At 70.2% G+C, this 15,926-nt stretch carries 12 protein-coding genes; 1 reads left to right on the top strand and 11 read right to left on the bottom strand.

Going from position 1 to position 15,926, the window contains the following annotated elements:
- The first annotated feature begins 122 nt into the window (after positions 1-122).
- Complete coding sequence (locus ACH4VO_RS17095) at positions 123-731, top strand: Uma2 family endonuclease (RefSeq protein WP_360985192.1); 609 nt, start codon at positions 123-125, stop codon at positions 729-731.
- Between the two features lie 29 nt (positions 732-760).
- Here the strand turns inward: ACH4VO_RS17095 and recQ are convergent, their stop codons facing one another.
- From recQ to nuoE, 11 genes are all read right to left on the bottom strand, one after another.
- A complete protein-coding gene (gene recQ, locus ACH4VO_RS17100) occupies positions 761-2,731 on the bottom strand; it encodes a DNA helicase RecQ (RefSeq protein ID WP_360985195.1) in 1,971 nt (656 codons plus the stop codon).
- Positions 2,732-2,871: 140 nt separating this feature from the next.
- Entirely contained in the window at positions 2,872-4,536 is a 1,665-nt protein-coding gene (gene nuoN / locus ACH4VO_RS17105; protein WP_360985198.1) for an NADH-quinone oxidoreductase subunit NuoN, read from the bottom strand.
- Entirely contained in the window at positions 4,533-6,143 is a 1,611-nt protein-coding gene (locus ACH4VO_RS17110) for an NADH-quinone oxidoreductase subunit M (protein ID WP_360985201.1), read from the bottom strand. Before ACH4VO_RS17110 ends, nuoN begins: the two co-directional genes overlap by 4 nt.
- Before the next feature lie 4 nt (positions 6,144-6,147).
- Positions 6,148-8,094, bottom strand: a complete 1,947-nt coding sequence (gene nuoL, locus ACH4VO_RS17115) for an NADH-quinone oxidoreductase subunit L (protein ID WP_360985204.1) — start codon at positions 8,092-8,094, stop codon at positions 6,148-6,150.
- 12 nt (positions 8,095-8,106) lie between these two features.
- On the bottom strand, positions 8,107-8,406 hold the full coding sequence (gene nuoK, locus ACH4VO_RS17120; protein ID WP_069171239.1) for an NADH-quinone oxidoreductase subunit NuoK: 300 nt from the start codon (positions 8,404-8,406) through the stop codon (positions 8,107-8,109).
- The gene (locus ACH4VO_RS17125) at positions 8,403-9,239 is read right to left on the bottom strand and encodes an NADH-quinone oxidoreductase subunit J (RefSeq protein ID WP_360985208.1); all 837 of its coding nucleotides are present in this window, start codon (positions 9,237-9,239) and stop codon (positions 8,403-8,405) included. Before ACH4VO_RS17125 ends, nuoK begins: the two co-directional genes overlap by 4 nt.
- Entirely contained in the window at positions 9,236-9,832 is a 597-nt protein-coding gene (gene nuoI / locus ACH4VO_RS17130; protein ID WP_360985211.1) for an NADH-quinone oxidoreductase subunit NuoI, read from the bottom strand. The genes ACH4VO_RS17125 and nuoI overlap by 4 nt, the downstream gene beginning before the upstream one ends.
- Positions 9,825-11,228, bottom strand: coding sequence for an NADH-quinone oxidoreductase subunit NuoH (gene nuoH, locus ACH4VO_RS17135; protein WP_360985214.1), 1,404 nt, complete (start codon positions 11,226-11,228; stop codon positions 9,825-9,827). The genes nuoI and nuoH overlap by 8 nt, the downstream gene beginning before the upstream one ends.
- Entirely contained in the window at positions 11,225-13,732 is a 2,508-nt protein-coding gene (locus ACH4VO_RS17140; protein ID WP_360985217.1) for an NADH-quinone oxidoreductase subunit G, read from the bottom strand. The genes nuoH and ACH4VO_RS17140 overlap by 4 nt, the downstream gene beginning before the upstream one ends.
- Positions 13,729-15,096, bottom strand: coding sequence for an NADH-quinone oxidoreductase subunit NuoF (gene nuoF, locus ACH4VO_RS17145; protein ID WP_360985220.1), 1,368 nt, complete (start codon positions 15,094-15,096; stop codon positions 13,729-13,731). Before nuoF ends, ACH4VO_RS17140 begins: the two co-directional genes overlap by 4 nt.
- On the bottom strand, positions 15,093-15,917 hold the full coding sequence (gene nuoE / locus ACH4VO_RS17150; RefSeq protein ID WP_360985882.1) for an NADH-quinone oxidoreductase subunit NuoE: 825 nt from the start codon (positions 15,915-15,917) through the stop codon (positions 15,093-15,095). The genes nuoF and nuoE overlap by 4 nt, the downstream gene beginning before the upstream one ends.
- Positions 15,918-15,926 lie beyond the last annotated feature (9 nt).

Consider the following 15,926-nt stretch of genomic DNA (forward strand, 5'->3'; position numbering starts at 1 on the left):
ACGCCGGGAAGGGAGCTGGCGGTCAACGACGCGTGAGTCGCTTACACGTGCGGGTGGGCTTGATCCGGTTGCCGGCGGATACGCTGGACGGACCCGCGAGACTCCTTCGTATGGGAGCACCGATGAGCATCGAATCCGAGGCCTCCGAGCCGAGGTGGGCGGTCCCGCCCGCGGGCGGCTGGACCGCCGATGACCTGGACACGCTTCCGAATCTGCCTCCGCATACGGAGCTGATCGACGGGAGCCTGGTTTTCGTGAGTCCGCAGACCGTATTCCATGAGCGTGCGATCGACTACCTGAAGTGGCAGCTGCAGTCGCTCGCTCCGCTCGACCTGGAGGTCTTTCGGGAGTTCACCATCGATGTCGACTTCCAGAACCGGCCCGAACCCGATGTCGTCGTCGTGCGCGCGGAGGCGGTCGAGAGTCTGCGGCAGACACGGTTCCCCGCCAGCAGTGTGCTGCTGGCGATCGAGGTCGTGTCCGACGAGTCCGTCACCCGTGACCGGGAGACCAAGCCCGTGAAGTACGCGCGGGCCAGGATCCCGCACTTCTGGCGGGTGGAGAACCAGGAGGGCCGAGCCGTCGTCTACGTCTTCGAGCTGGAGCCCGCGACCGGCACGTACACGTCGACGGGGATCTTCCACGACCGGATGAAGGTCTCCACTCCCTTTCCCGTCGACCTCGACCTGAACGCCATCGTGTCCCGGCGCCGGGCGGCGGACCCGCGATAGGCCCGCCCGAGAGCCTCCGGCCGCCCGGCTCACTCGTACGCGGGGGGCTCCTCGTCCCAGCCGAACTCCGGGTCCTCCTCCGGGACCGCGGTCCGGGCGGCCGGCACCGGTGCGGCTGCCACCTCCGCCTCCGGAGCCGCTGCGGCAGCCGCGTCTCCCAGCCCCGCCAGCACCTCCAGCACTCCCTCGCCGTACGTCGCCAGCTTCTTCTCGCCGAGTCCGCTGACCCCGCCCAGCTCCGCCAGTGAGCCGGGCCGCAGCGCGGCGATCTCCCGCAGCGTCGCGTCGTGGAAGATCACGTAGGCCGGGAGGCCAAGCTCCTTGGCCTGGGCACCCCGCCAGGCCCGCAACGCCTCGAAGACGGGGACGGCCTCCGCCGGAAGCTCGGCCACCGCGGCGGCGGACCTGGCCGTGCGCTCGCCACGGCCCGACGAGCGGGTCGTCGGCTTCTTCGGCTCCTTGCGGAGCAGCACCTCGCGCTCCCGCCCGAGGACGGAGCCGCTCTCCTCGGTGAGCACCAGCGTGCCGTACTCGCCCTCGACGGCGAGGAGCCCCTGCGCGAGCAGCTGGCGCACCACGCCCCGCCACTCGGCCTCGGACAGCTCCTCGCCGATGCCGAAGACCGAGAGCTGGTCGTGGTCGAACTGGATGGTCTTCGCGGTCTTGCGGCCCAGCAGGATGTCGATGACCTGGCCGGCGCCGAACTTCTGGTTCCGCTCCCGCTTCAGCCGGACGACGGTGGACAGCAGCTTCTGGGCGACCACCGTGCCGTCCCAGGTCTCGGGCGGGGTCAGGCACGTGTCGCAGTTGCCGCAGCTCTCGGCGCCGGGCTCCTGGCCGAAGTACCGCAGGAGCTGGCCGCGGCGGCACCGCACCGTCTCGCAGAGCGCCAGCATCGAGTCCAGGTGCGAGGCCGCCCGGCGCCGGAAGGCCTCGTCGCCCTCGCCGCCCTGGATCAGCTTGCGCTGCTGGACGACGTCCTGGAGGCCGTACGCCATCCACGCCGTGGAGGGCGCCCCGTCGCGGCCCGCGCGGCCCGTCTCCTGGTAGTAGCCCTCGACGGACTTGGGGAGGTCGAGGTGGGCGACGAAGCGGACGTCGGGCTTGTCGATGCCCATGCCGAAGGCGATGGTCGCGACGACGACCAGGCCCTCCTCGCGGAGGAAGCGCGACTGGTGGGCGGCGCGCGTCCCCGCGTCCAGACCCGCGTGGTAGGGCACGGCCTCGATGCCGTGCCGGCAGAGATATTCGGCGGTCTTCTCCGTGGAGTTGCGCGAGAGGCAGTAGACGATGCCCGCGTCCCCGGCGTGCTCCTCCTGGAGGAAGGTCAGCAGCTGCTTCTTCGGGTCGGACTTCGGCACGACGCGGTACTGGATGTTGGGCCGGTCGAAGCCGGCGACGAAATGCCGGGCGTCGGGCATGCCGAGGCGCCGGGTGATCTCCTGGTGCGTGGCCTCGGTGGCCGTGGCCGTCAGCGCGATGCGCGGGACGTCCGGCCAGCGCTCGCCCAGAACGGACAGGGCCAGGTAGTCAGGCCGGAAGTCGTGGCCCCACTGAGCGACGCAGTGGGCCTCGTCGATGGCGAAGACGGAGATCTCGCCGCGTGCCAGCAGGGCGAGGGTGGAGTCCAGCCGCAGGCGCTCCGGGGCGAGGTACAGCAGGTCGAGCTCGCCTGCCAGGAACTGGGCCTCCATCGAACGGCGCTCGTCGAAGTCCTGCGTGCTGTTCATGAAGCCGGCGCGGACCCCGAGCGCCCGCAGGGCGTCCACCTGGTCCTGCATGAGGGCGATCAGGGGGGAGATCACCACGCCCGTACCGGGCCTGACCAGGGCGGGGATCTGGTAGCAGAGGGACTTGCCGCCACCGGTGGGCATGAGCACCACGGCGTCTCCGCCGGCGGTCACATGGTCGATGACCGCGCCCTGCTCGCCGCGGAACGCCTCGTACCCGAACACTCGGTGCAGGGTCTGCTGCGCAGCGCTCTCGGTCGTCGTACTCATCGTTCCGCCCGTTCCGTTCCGTCCCGCACCCGTCCCCACCCGTCCACAGCAACCATAGGCGCCGCCTACGACAACACCGGACGGGCTCGACTTCCCGGGCCCGTCCGGCGTGTGTGCTGCGTCGCGTCCTCCGGTCACCGCTACCGCACGAAGACACCCGCCTGGCTCGCGAGATCCAGGAAGTACTGGGGTGCGAGGCCCAGCACGAGGGTGACGGCGACGCCGACCGCGATCGTGGTCATCGTGAGCGGGGACGGGACGGCGACCGTGGGGCCGCCCGCCTTCGGCTCGCTGAAGAACATCAGGACGATGACCCGGATGTAGAAGAACGCGGCGATGGCCGACGAGATCACACCGACCACGACGAGACCGGCCGCGCCGCCGTCGGCCGCCGCCTTGAAGACGGCGAACTTGCCGGAGAACCCGGAGGTGAGCGGGATACCGGCGAAGGACAGCAGGAAGACCGCGAAGACCGCGGCGGTCAGCGGGGAGCGCCGGCCGAGCCCGGCCCACTTCGACAGGTGCGTCGCCTCGCCGCCCGCGTCGCGCACCAGGGTGACGACGGCGAAGGCCCCGACGGTCACGAAGGAGTACACGCCGAGGTAGAAGAGGACCGACGAGATCCCGTCGGGGCTGGCCGCGATGACACCGGCGAGGATGAAGCCCGCGTGCGCGATCGAGGAGTACGCCAGCAGCCGCTTGATGTCGGTCTGCGTGATCGCGACGACCGCGCCGCCCAGCATCGTGACGATCGCGACGCCGTACATGACGGGGCGCAGGTCCCAGGTGAGGCCCGGCAGCACCACGTAGAGCAGACGGAGCAGGGCCCCGAAGGCGGCGACCTTGGTCGCCGCGGCCATGAAACCGGTGACCGGGGTGGGGGCGCCCTGGTAGACGTCCGGGGTCCACATGTGGAACGGGACCGCGCCGACCTTGAACAGGAGGCCCATGAGGATCATCGCCCCGCCGATCAGCAGCAGCGCGTCGTTGCCCATGGTGGCGGCGAGTGCCGGGTCGATCTGCTGGACGGTGCCGTCGACCACGTTGGCGATGCCCGCGTACGAGACGGTGCCCGCGTAGCCGTAGAGGAGGGCGATCCCGAAGAGCAGGAACGCCGAGGAGAACGACCCGAGCAGGAAGTACTTCACCGCGGACTCCTGCGACATCAGCCGCTTACGGCGGGCGATGGCGCAGAGGAGGTAGAGCGGGAGGGAGAAGACCTCCAGGGCGACGAAGAGGGTCAGCAGGTCGTTGGCCGCGGGGAAGACGAGCATGCCCGCCACGGAGAAGAGGACCAGCGGGAAGACCTCGGTCGTGGTGAAGCCCGCCCTGACCGCCGCCTTCTCGCTGTCACTGCCGGGGACCGACCCCGCCTGGGCGGCGAAGGAGTCCACGCGGTTCCCGTGCGAGGCCGGGTCCAGGCGCCGCTCGGCGAACGTGAAGACCGAGACCATCGAGACGAGCAGGATGGTGCCCTGCAGGAACAGGGCCGGGCCGTCGACCGCCACGGCGCCCATCGCGGCGATGTGCGCGTTCTTCGTGGCGTACCCGTCGGCGGCGAGGCCCACCACCGCGGCGAACGCGGCGGCCAGGGCGACGACCGTGAGGAACACCTGGGTGGTGTACCGGGCCCGGCGCGGCACGAAGGCCTCCACCAGGACGCCCAGGACGGCCACGCCCACCACGATGAGGACGGGAGCCAGTTGGGCGTACTCGATGGTGGGCGCGGTGAACCTGTCGCCCGGGGCGGCCGAGGTCACCCCGCCCGCCGTCGTCCACAGGCTGTGGACAGCTGTTGCGCTCACTTGGCGGCCTCCACCTCGGGCTGGGGGTCCTTCTTCTGTACGTCGTGCATGGTGTGCTGCACCGCCGGGTTCACGACCTCGGTGAGGGGCTTCGGGAAGACGCCCAGGAAGATCAGCAGGGCGATCAGCGGCAGCGCCACCGCCAGTTCACGGACCCTGAGGTCGGGCATGCCCCCGACCCCCTGCCTGACCGGCCCCGTCATCGTCCGCTGGTAGAGGACCAGGACGTAGAGGGCGGCGAGGACGATCCCCACGGTGGCGATGACGCCCGCCGCCGGATAGGCGCTGAAGGTCCCCACCAGGACGAGGAACTCGCTGACGAACGGGGCGAGTCCGGGCAGCGAGAGCGTGGCCAGACCCCCGACGAGGAAGGTTCCCGCCAGGACGGGCGCCACCTTCTGCACCCCGCCGTAGTCGGCGATGAGCCGCGAGCCCCGCCGGGTGATCAGGAATCCGGCGACCAGCATCAGCGCCGCCGTCGAGATTCCGTGGTTGACCATGTAGAGCGTGGCGCCGGACTGGCCCTGACTCGTCATCGCGAAGATACCGAGCACGATGAAGCCGAAGTGCGAGATCGACGCGTAGGCGATGAGCCGCTTGATGTCGCGCTGGCCGACGGCGAGCAGCGCCCCGTAGACGATGGAGATCAGGGCCAGCGCGAGGATCACCGGCGTCGCCCACTTGCTGGCCTCGGGGAACAGTTGGAGGCAGAAGCGGAGCATCGCGAAGGTGCCGACCTTGTCGACGACCGCCGTGATCAGGACGGCCACCGGAGTGGTCGCCTCCCCCATGGCGTTGGGCAGCCAGGTGTGCAGCGGCCACAGCGGGGCCTTCACCGCGAAGGCGAAGAAGAACCCGAGGAACAGCCACCGCTCGGTGCCGGTCGCCATGTCCAGCGAGCCGTTGGCGCGGGCTGCGGCGATCTCGGAGAGCGAGAAGCTCCCCGCGACGACGTAGAGCCCGATGACGGCGGCCAGCATGATGAGGCCGCCGGCCAGGTTGTAGAGGAGGAACTTCACGGCCGCGTAGCTGCGCTGCGCCGCCGCGTTCTCGTCGCTGCCGGTGTGCGCACGGTCTCCGAAGCCGCCGATGAGGAAGTACATCGGGATGAGCATGGCTTCGAAGAGGATGTAGAAGAGGAAGACGTCGGTGGCCACGAAGGAGAGGATCACCATCGCTTCCACCATGAGGATCAGAGCGAAGAAGCCCTGGGTGGGACGCCAGTGATAGGGGGAGGTCTTCTCGGGACCTCCCCCGCTCGAACCGAGCCGCGCGCCGGGGGAAGGGTCGGCGTCGTGCCAGCCGGCCAGGATGACGAAGGGGATCAGCAGCGCGGTGAGCGCGAGGAGCGCCACCCCGATGCCGTCGACGCCCAGTTCGTACCGGACGCCGAAGTCCCTGATCCAGGCGTGCGACTCGGTCAGCTGGTAGCGGGCGCCGCCCGGTTCGAAGCGGGCGAACACGGCGCCGGCCAGGACGAGCGTGGCCAGCGAGACGGCCAGCGCGAGCCACTTGGCCGCGGTGCGGCGTGCGGCCGGTACGGCGGCGGTGGCGATCGCGCCGATCGCCGGGAGTGCCGCCGTCGCTGTCAGGAGGGGAAACGACATGGGATCAGACCGCCCTCATCAGCAGGGTGGCGGCGATGAGGACCGCCGCACCGCCGAACATCGAGACCGCGTAGGAGCGGGCGTAGCCGTTCTGCAGGGTGCGCAGCCGGCCGGACAGCCCGCCCATGGAAGCGGCCGTGCCGTTGACGACACCGTCGACCAGGGTGTGGTCGACGTAGACCAGGGAGCGGGTGAGGTGTTCGCCGCCGCGGACCAGGACCACGTGGTTGAAGTCGTCCTGGAGCAGGTCCCGCCGGGCCGCCCTGGTGAGCAGCGAACCGCGCGGGGCTACGGCGGGTACGGGCCTGCGCCCGTACATGGCCCAGGCGATGGCGACGCCCACGACGAGCACCACCATGGTGGCGGCGGTGACGGTGGCCGCGCTGACCGGGGCGTGGCCGTGGTCGTGTCCGGTGACGGGCTCCAGCCAGTGCAGGAACCGGTCGCCGATGGAGAAGAACCCGCCGGCGAAGACCGACCCGAAGGCCAGCACGATCATCGGGACCGTCATCGACCTGGGTGATTCGTGGGGGTGCGGCTCGCTGTGCTCGCCGCCCGTCTCTGCGGCGGGTTCCACGTCCGGCTCGGCCGGCGACGGTGTCGTCGCGTGGCGCCAGCGCTCCTCACCGAAGAAGGTCAGCAGCATCACGCGCGTCATGTAGAAGGCGGTGATCCCGGCGCCCAGGAGGGCGACCGATCCGAGGATCCAGCCCTCGGTGCCGCCCTTGGCGAACGCGGCCTCGATGATCTTGTCCTTGGAGAAGAAGCCGGAGAGGCCGGGGAAGCCGATGATCGCGAGGTAGCCGAGGCCGAACGTCACGAAGGTGACCGGCATGTACGTCCGCAGACCGCCGTACTTCCGCATGTCGACCTCGTCGTTCATGCCGTGCATGACCGAACCGGCGCCGAGGAAGAGACCGGCCTTGAAGAAACCGTGCGTCACCAGGTGCATGATCGCGAAGACGTACCCGATGGGGCCGAGGCCCGCGGCCAGGATCATGTAGCCGATCTGCGACATCGTCGAGCCCGCGAGGGCCTTCTTGATGTCGTCCTTGGCGCAACCGACGATCGCCCCGAAGAGCAGCGTGACGGCGCCGACGACCACCACGGCCAGCTGCGCGTCCGGCGCGGCGTCGAAGATCGCGCCGGAGCGGACGACGAGGTAGACGCCCGCGGTCACCATGGTGGCGGCGTGGATGAGGGCCGAGACGGGGGTCGGGCCCTCCATCGCGTCGCCGAGCCAGGACTGCAGGGGCACCTGCGCCGACTTGCCGCAGGCGGCCAGCAGGAGCATCAGGCCGATCGCCGTGAGCTTGCCCTCACTCGTGTCGCCGGTGGACCCGAGCACCGGGCCGAAGGTGAAGGTGCCGAACGTGGTGAACATCAGCATGATCGCGATGGACAGGCCCATGTCGCCGACCCGGTTGACCAGGAAGGCCTTCTTGGCGGCGGTGGCCGCGCTGGGCTTGTGCTGCCAGAAGCCGATGAGCAGGTACGACGCCAGACCGACGCCTTCCCACCCGACGTACAGCAGGAGGTAGTTGTCGGCGATGACCAGGAGGAGCATCGCCGCGAGGAAAAGGTTCAGGTAGCCGAAGAAGCGGCGGCGCCGCTCGTCGTGCTCCATGTAACCGACCGAGTAGATGTGGATGAGCGTGCCCACGCCGGTGATCAGCAGGACGAACGTCATCGACAACTGGTCGAGCTGGAAGGCCACATCGGCCTGGAATCCCTCGACGGGGATCCAGCTGAACAGCTTCTGGTGCAGGGTCCGGTCCTCGGCGCCCCTGCTCAGCATGTCGGTGAACAGCACGGCGCCGACGACGAAGGACGCGCCGGCGAGGAGGGTGCCGATCCAGTGGCCGGTCCTGTCGAGGCGCCGGCCGCCGCACAAGAGGACCGCGGCTCCGAGCAGGGGCGCCGCGACCAGCAGCGCGATCAGGTTTTCCACGACTGCGACCCCTTACAGCTTCATCAGGCTGGCGTCGTCGACCGAGGCCGAGTGGCGTGAGCGGAACAGCGACACGATGATCGCGAGCCCGACGACGACCTCCGCGGCGGCGACGACCATCGTGAAGAACGCGATGATCTGGCCGTCGAGGTTGCCGTGCATCCGGGAGAACGCGACGAACGCGAGGTTGCAGGCGTTGAGCATCAGCTCGATGCACATGAACACCACGATCGCGTTCCGCCTGATCAGCACACCGGAGGCGCCGATCGTGAACAAAAGGGCCGCGAGGTAGAGGTAGTTGACGGGATTCACTTGGCGACCTCCTCCTCTTCTTCTTCGTGGTCACGGCCCAGCCGCTCCTGGGAGCGCTGTTCCAGCGCCCTGAGGTCGGCGAGCGATTCGTCCGACACGTCGCGGATCTGGCCGCGCCGGCGCAGTGTCTGCATGACGGTGAGCTCGGAGGCGGTGCCGTCCGGGAGCAGTCCCGCGATGTCCACGGCGTTGTGCCGTGCGTAGACGCCGGGGGCGGGCAGTGGCGGGAGGTGGCTGCTGCGGACCCGCTCCTGCGACATCTCCCGCTGGGTCTTCGCCCGTTCCGTGCGTTCCCGGTGGGTGAGCAGCATCGCGCCGACGGTCGCCGTGATGAGCAGGGCGCCGGTGATCTCGAACGCGAAGACGTACTTCGTGAAGATGAGGTTGGCGAGGCCCTCGACGTTTCCGCCGTGCCGGGCGTTCGCCGCGCCGAGGCCGTCGAAGCTCCGCAGGGAGGCCTGCCCGATGCCGGCGATCAGGAGGGTGCCGAAGCCGAGTCCGCAGGCGGCGGCCAGCCAGCGCTGGCCCTTGATGGTCTCCTTGAGGGAGTCCGCCGCCGTGACGCCGACGAGCATGACGACGAAGAGGAACAGCATCATGATCGCGCCGGTGTAGACGACGATCTGGACGATGCCCAGGAAGTAGGCGCCGTTGGCGAGGTAGAAGACCGCCAGCACGATCATGGTGCCGGCGAGCGACAGCGCGCTGTGCACCGCCTTCCTCATGAGGACCGTGGAGAGCGCGCCGATGACGGCGACGGTGGCGAGCAGCCAGAACTGCACGGCCTCGCCGGTCGAGGTGGCGGAGGCCGCTGCGGCCAGGGAGGCGCTCATGCGTCGACCTCCTTGTCCGCCTCTTCCTTGGAGACGGCTCGCTGGCGCTCCGTACCCGGCGCGGCCTCGGTGACCAGGCCTCGGTAGTAGTCCTGTTCGTCCATGCCGGGGTAGATCGCGTGCGGGGTGTCGACCATGCCTTCCTCCAGGCCCGCGAGCAGCTCGTCCTTGGTGTAGATGAGGCTCTCGCGGGTGGTGTTGGCGAGCTCGAACTCGTTCGTCATGGTCAGCGCGCGGGTGGGACACGCCTCGATGCAGAGCCCGCACAGGATGCAGCGGGCGTAGTTGATCTGGTAGACGCGGCCGTAGCGCTCACCCGGGGAGTAGCGCTCCTCGTCGGTGTTGTCCGCGCCCTCCACGTAGATCGCGTCCGCGGGACACGCCCAGGCGCAGAGCTCGCACCCGACGCACTTCTCCAGGCCGTCCGGATGGCGGTTGAGCTGGTGGCGGCCGTGGAAGCGCGGAGCCGTCACCTTCTGTGTCTCCGGGTACTGCTCGGTCAGCCGCTTCCTGAACATGGCCTTGAAGGTCACGCCGAAGCCGGCGACCGGATTCATGAACCTGTCCCCTGAGGGCTCCGATGACTCAGACACCGTCAGCCTCCTTTCCGTTGACCTCGGAGTCGTCACTCTGAGTATCCGCCCCCCCACTGACAACGAGCTCCCGCTCGCGTCGCGGTGTGCGGCGCGGCACCGGCGGCAGGGTCTGGCCGGGCAGCGGCGGCACCGGGAATCCGCCCGCCATCGGGTCGAACTCCGGTTCCGGACCGGCCGCTTCCTCGTCGGACCTGTTCCTGCGGTCGCGGAAGACGTCGGCGACGAACGAGATCAGCAGGACGGCGATGACCGCCCCCGCGACGTACAGCAGGATCTTCGAGAAGTCGTACCCCTCGTTGCGCAGCGCCCTGACCGTGGCGACCAGCATCAGCCAGACCACGGAGACCGGGATGAGCACCTTCCAGCCGAGCTTCATCAGCTGGTCGTAGCGGACCCGGGGCAGCGTGCCGCGCAGCCAGATGAAGAAGAAGAGGAGCAGCTGCACCTTGACGACGAACCAGAGCATCGGCCACCAGCCGTGGTTCGCGCCCTCCCAGAAGGTGCTGACCGGGTACGGTGCCCGCCAGCCGCCCAGGAAGAGGGTCACGGAGACCGCGGAGACGGTGACCATGTTGACGTACTCGGCGAGCATGAACATCGCGAACTTGATGGACGAGTACTCGGTGTTGAACCCGCCGACCAGGTCGCCCTCGGACTCCGGCATGTCGAACGGGGCACGGTTGGTCTCGCCGACCATCGTGACGACGTAGATGATGAAGGAGACCGGGAGCAGGATGATGAACCAGCGGTCCTGCTGCGCGGCGACGATCTGCGAGGTCGACATCGACCCGGAGTAGAGGAACACCGAGGCGAACGCGGCGCCCATCGCGATCTCGTAGCTGATCATCTGGGCGCACGAGCGCAGACCGCCGAGCAGCGGGTACGTCGAGCCGGAGGACCAGCCCGCCAGCACGATGCCGTAGATGCCGACGGAGGCGACCGCGAGGATGTACAGCATCGCGATCGGCAGGTCGGTCAGCTGCATCGTCGTTCGCTGGCCGAAGATCGACACCTCGTTGCCGGCGGGGCCGAAGGGAATCACCGCGATCGCCATGAAGGCAGGTGCGGCGGCCACGATCGGGGCCAGGACGTAGACGACCTTGTCGGCACGCTTGACGACGACGTCTTCCTTGAGCATCAGTTTGACGCCGTCGGCGAGCGACTGGAGCATGCCCCAGGGCCCGTGCCGGTTGGGACCGATGCGCAGCTGCATCCAGGCGACGACCTTGCGCTCCCACACGATGGAGAAGAGCACGGTCACCATCAGGAACGCGAAGCAGAACACGGCTTTGAGGGCGACGAGCCACCACGGGTCCGTCCCGAACATCGAGAGGTCCTCGGCGGCCAGGACGGTGCCTCGGGGCGCTGCGGCGAGTTGAGCGAGGCCGGTCACTCTCCTACCTCCGATGTCACGACGTGGGAGCCGGGTGCGGCAGGACCGATCCGCACGGGACGGCCCGGCTGGGCGCCGGTGTCGGCGGGGACGCCCCGGCCGACGGAGTTGAGGGGCACCCAGACCACCCGGTCCGGCATGTCGGTGACCGCGAGCGGGAGTTCGGTGGTGCCGGCGGGGCCGGTGACGGCCAGCAGGTCGCCGTCCTTCACCCCTGCCTCGGCTGCGGTGGCGGCGGAGAGCCGGGCGACGGCAGCGTGCCGGGTGGCGGCCAGCGCCTCGTCGCCCTCCTGCAGCCTGCCCCGGTCGAGCAGCATCCGGTGACCCGCGAGGACCGCCTCCCCGTCACCGGGCCGGGGCACCGGACGGGACGTGGCGTGCGGGCCGTCGGCGTACGGACCCGGCCGGCCGCCGAGGCGGTCGAGCTCGCGGCGGGCCGCCCTCAGGTCGGGCAGTGCGAGGTGCACGTCCAGTGCGTCGGCCAGCATGTGCAGGACCCGCGCGTCGGTCGGGCAGAGCGTACGGGGCATCTGCTCGGGCTTCAGCGCGGCCTCGAACATGCGGGAGCGTCCCTCCCAGTTGAGGAAGGTGCCGGGCTTCTCGGCGACGGCGGCGACGGGAAGGACCACGTCGGCGCGCTCGGTGACCAGGCCCGGCCGCAGTTCCAGCGAGACCAGGAACCCGACCTCGTCCAGCGCCTCCAGGGCCCGTGCCGGGTCGGGCAGGTCCTCGGGGTCGACGCCCGCGACCAGCAGTGCGGCCAGCTCGCCGGTGGCGGCGGCCTCCACGATCTGGCCGGTGTCGCGCCCGAAGCGGGTGGGGAGCTGGGCGACGCCCCAGACGGACGCCACCTCCTCCCGGGCCCGCGGATCGGTCGCCGGCCGGCCGCCCGGCAGCAGCGAGGGGAGCGCGCCCGCCTCCACCGCGCCGCGTTCGCCGGCCCGCCGCGGGATCCACACCAGCGCGGCGCCGGTCGCCGCCGCGGTGCGTACGGCCGCCGTCAGCGCGCCGGGCACCCCGGCGAGCCGCTCGCCCACCACGATCACGCTGCCTTCGCCGCGCAGTGCCTCCGCGGCGACCGCGCCGTCGCCCTCCAGACCGACACCGCCCGCGAGCGCGTCCAGCCACTCCGTCTCGGTGCCGGGTGCGGCGGGGAGCAGGGTGCCGCCCGCCTTCTCCAGGCCACGGGTGGCGTGCGAGGCGAGGGCGAAGGTCCGCTGCGCGTGCTTGCGGTGGGCCTTGCGCAGCCGCAGGAAGACGCCGGGGGCCTCCTCCTCCGACTCGAAACCGGCCAGCAGCACCGCGGGGGCCTTCTCCAGGGAGGTGTAGGTGACCCCGCTGCCGTCCAGGTCCCGTCCGCGCCCGGCCACCCGGGCCGCCAGGAAGTCGGCTTCCTCACCGCTGTGGACCCGGGCCCGGAAGTCGATGTCGTTGGTGTCCAGGGCGATCCGCGCGAACTTGCTGTACGCGTAGGCGTCCTCGACGGTCAGCCGGCCGCCGGTGAGCACCCCGGCCCTGCCGCGGGCCGCCGAGAGACCGGCCGCCGCGGCCGCCAGTGCCTCGGGCCAGCTCGCCGCCTCCAGGACGCCGTCCGCGTTGCGGACGAGCGGGGTGGTGAGCCGGTCGCGCTGCTGGGCGTAGCGGAAGCCGAAACGGCCCTTGTCGCAGAGCCACTCCTCGTTGACCTCGGGGTCGTTGAGGGCGAGCCGCCGCATGACCTTGCCGCGCCGGTGGTCGGTACGGGTGGCGCAACCGCCCGCGCAGTGCTCGCACACGGACGGCGTCGACACGAGGTCGAAGGGCCGGGAGCGGAACCGGTACGCCGCCGAGGTGAGCGCCCCGACGGGGCAGATCTGGATGGTGTTGCCTGAGAAGTACGACTCGAAGGGGTCGCCCTGACCGGTGCCGACCTGCTGGAGGGCGCCGCGCTCGATGAGCTCGATCATCGGGTCGCCCGCCACCTGGTTGGAGAACCGGGTGCACCGCGCGCAGAGCACGCAGCGCTCGCGGTCCAGCAGCACCTGGGGGGAGATCGGTACGGGCTTCTCGAAGGTGCGCTTCTTCCCGTCGAAGCGGGAGTCGGCGCCGCCGTGCGACATGGCCTGGTTCTGCAGGGGGCATTCGCCGCCCTTGTCGCAGACCGGGCAGTCCAGCGGGTGGTTGATGAGCAGGAGCTCCATCACCCCCTTCTGCGCCTTCTCCGCGACGGGCGAGGTGATCTGCGACTTCACGACCATGCCGTCGGTGCACGTGATGGTGCAGGACGCCATCGGCTTGCGCTGGCCCTCGACCTCGACGATGCACTGCCGGCAGGCGCCGGCCGGGTCGAGGAGCGGGTGGTCGCAGAAGCGCGGGATCTCGATGCCGAGGAGTTCGGCGGCCCTGATGACCAGGGTTCCCTTGGGCACGCTGATCTCGATGCCGTCGATCGTGAGCGTGACCAGGTCCTCGGGCGGGATGGCCGCCTCGCCGCCCCCGGAGGGCGCACTCGTGGTGACTGTCATGCGTTCACCCCCCGGTGAGCGTTCTTGTCGTCGGCCCAGACGGTCGACTTGGCGGGATCGAAGGGGCAGCCCTGGCCGGTGATGTGCTGCTCGTACTCCTCGCGGAAGTACTTCAGCGAGGAGAAGATCGGCGAGGCGGCGCCGTCACCGAGGGCGCAGAAGGACTTGCCGTTGATGTTGTCGGCGATGTCGTTGAGCTTGTCGAGGTCGGCCATCTGCCCCGTGCCGGCCTCGATGTCGCGCAGGAGCTGGACGAGCCAGTAGGTCCCCTCGCGGCAGGGTGTGCACTTGCCGCAGGACTCGTGGGCGTAGAACTCGGTCCAGCGGGTGACGGCCCGCACCACACAGGTGGTCTCGTCGAAGCACTGCAGGGCCTTGGTGCCCAGCATGGATCCGGCGGCGCCGACACCCTCGTAGTCGAGGGGGACGTCGAGGTGCTCGTCGGTGAACATCGGGGTGGAGGAGCCGCCGGGGGTCCAGAACTTCAGACGGTGCCCGGGCCGCATGCCGCCGCTCATGTCGAGCAGTTGGCGCAGGGTGATGCCGAGCGGTGCCTCGTACTGGCCGGGACCGGCGACGTGGCCGCTCAGCGAGTACAGCGTGAAGCCCGGGGACTTCTCGCTGCCCATCGCCCTGAACCAGTCCTTGCCCTTGTTCAGGATCGCGGGAACCGAGGCGATGGACTCGACGTTGTTCACCACGGTGGGGCAGGCGTACAGACCGGCGACCGCGGGGAAGGGGGGCCGCAGCCGGGGCTGGCCGCGCCGTCCTTCGAGCGAGTCGAGCAGCGCGGTCTCCTCCCCGCAGATGTACGCGCCGGCACCCGCGTGCACCGTGAGTTCGAGGTCGAGCCCGGAGCCCAGGATGTCGGTCCCCAGGTAGCCCGCAGCGTAGGCCTCGCGCACGGCCTCGTGCAGCCGCCGCAGGACGGGGACGACCTCGCCGCGCAGGTAGATGAAGGCGTGCGAGGAGCGGATCGCGTAGCAGGCGATCACGATGCCCTCGATGAGGCTGTGCGGGTTGGCGAAGAGGAGCGGGATGTCCTTGCAGGTCCCGGGCTCCGACTCGTCGGCGTTGACGACGAGGTAGTGCGGCTTGCCGTCGCCCTGCGGGATGAACTGCCACTTCATGCCGGTGGGGAAGCCGGCGCCGCCGCGTCCGCGCAGACCGGAGTCCTTGACGTAGGCGATGAGGTCGTCGGGCGACATCGCGAGGGCCTTGCGCAGTCCCTCGTACCCCTCGTGGCGGCGGTAGGTCTCCAGGGTCCAGGACTCCGGCTCGTCCCAGAAGGCGGACAGTACGGGAGCCAGGAGCTTCTCCGGGCTGGTCCCGTCCTGGCCGATCTCGGCTGCCAAGGTCATCACTCCCCCTCCTCGGCTGCGGGCCCGGCCGGGTACTCCGGATCGGAGGCCGAGGTCTGCTGCGGTGCGTCGTGCGAGCTGAGGTGCTCGGACGGCGACGGATCGTGCGCCGGTGTGCCCCGGGGCGCCTCGCCTCGCGGGCCGACCACCCGTGCCTGCGGCGCGGCCTCGCCCTTGGCGAGCTTCAGCCCGGCCAGCGAGGCGGGGCCCGCCCCGCCGGTCGCCTCGACGGCGCCGGGGCGCGTGTCGGGGAAGCCGGCCAGGATGCGGGCCGTCTCCTTGTACGTGCACAGGGGTGCGCCGCGGGTGGGTTCGACGGTCCGGCCGGCGATCAGGTCGTCGACGAGCCGGGTCGCGCTCTCGGGCGTCTGGTTGTCGAAGAACTCCCAGTTCACCATCACGACGGGCGCGAAGTCGCAGGCGGCGTTGCACTCGATGTGTTCGAGGGTGACCTTGCCGTCGTCGGTCGTCTCGTCGTTGCCGACGCCCAGGTGCTCCTTGAGCCGGTCGAAGATGGCGTCGCCGCCCATGACGGCGCACAGGGTGTTGGTGCAGACCCCGACCTGGTAGTCGCCGCTCGGCCGACGCCGGTACATCGTGTAGAAGGTGGCGACCGCGGTGACCTCGGCGGTGGTGAGGCCGAGGAGTTCGGCGCAGAACGCCATGCCCGTCCGCGAGACGTACCCCTCCTCCGACTGCACCAGGTGGAGCAGCGGCAGCAGGGCGGAGCGGCTTCCGGGGTAGCGGGCGATCACCTCCTTCGCGTCCGCTTCGAGCCGGGCGCGCACCTCTACCGGGTAGGCGGGGGCGGGGAGCTGCGGCATCCCCAGGCT

It is taken from the genome of Streptomyces sp. NPDC020780, assembly GCF_044334475.1.
In the GTDB taxonomy this organism is placed as follows: Bacteria; Actinomycetota; Actinomycetes; order Streptomycetales; family Streptomycetaceae; genus Streptomyces.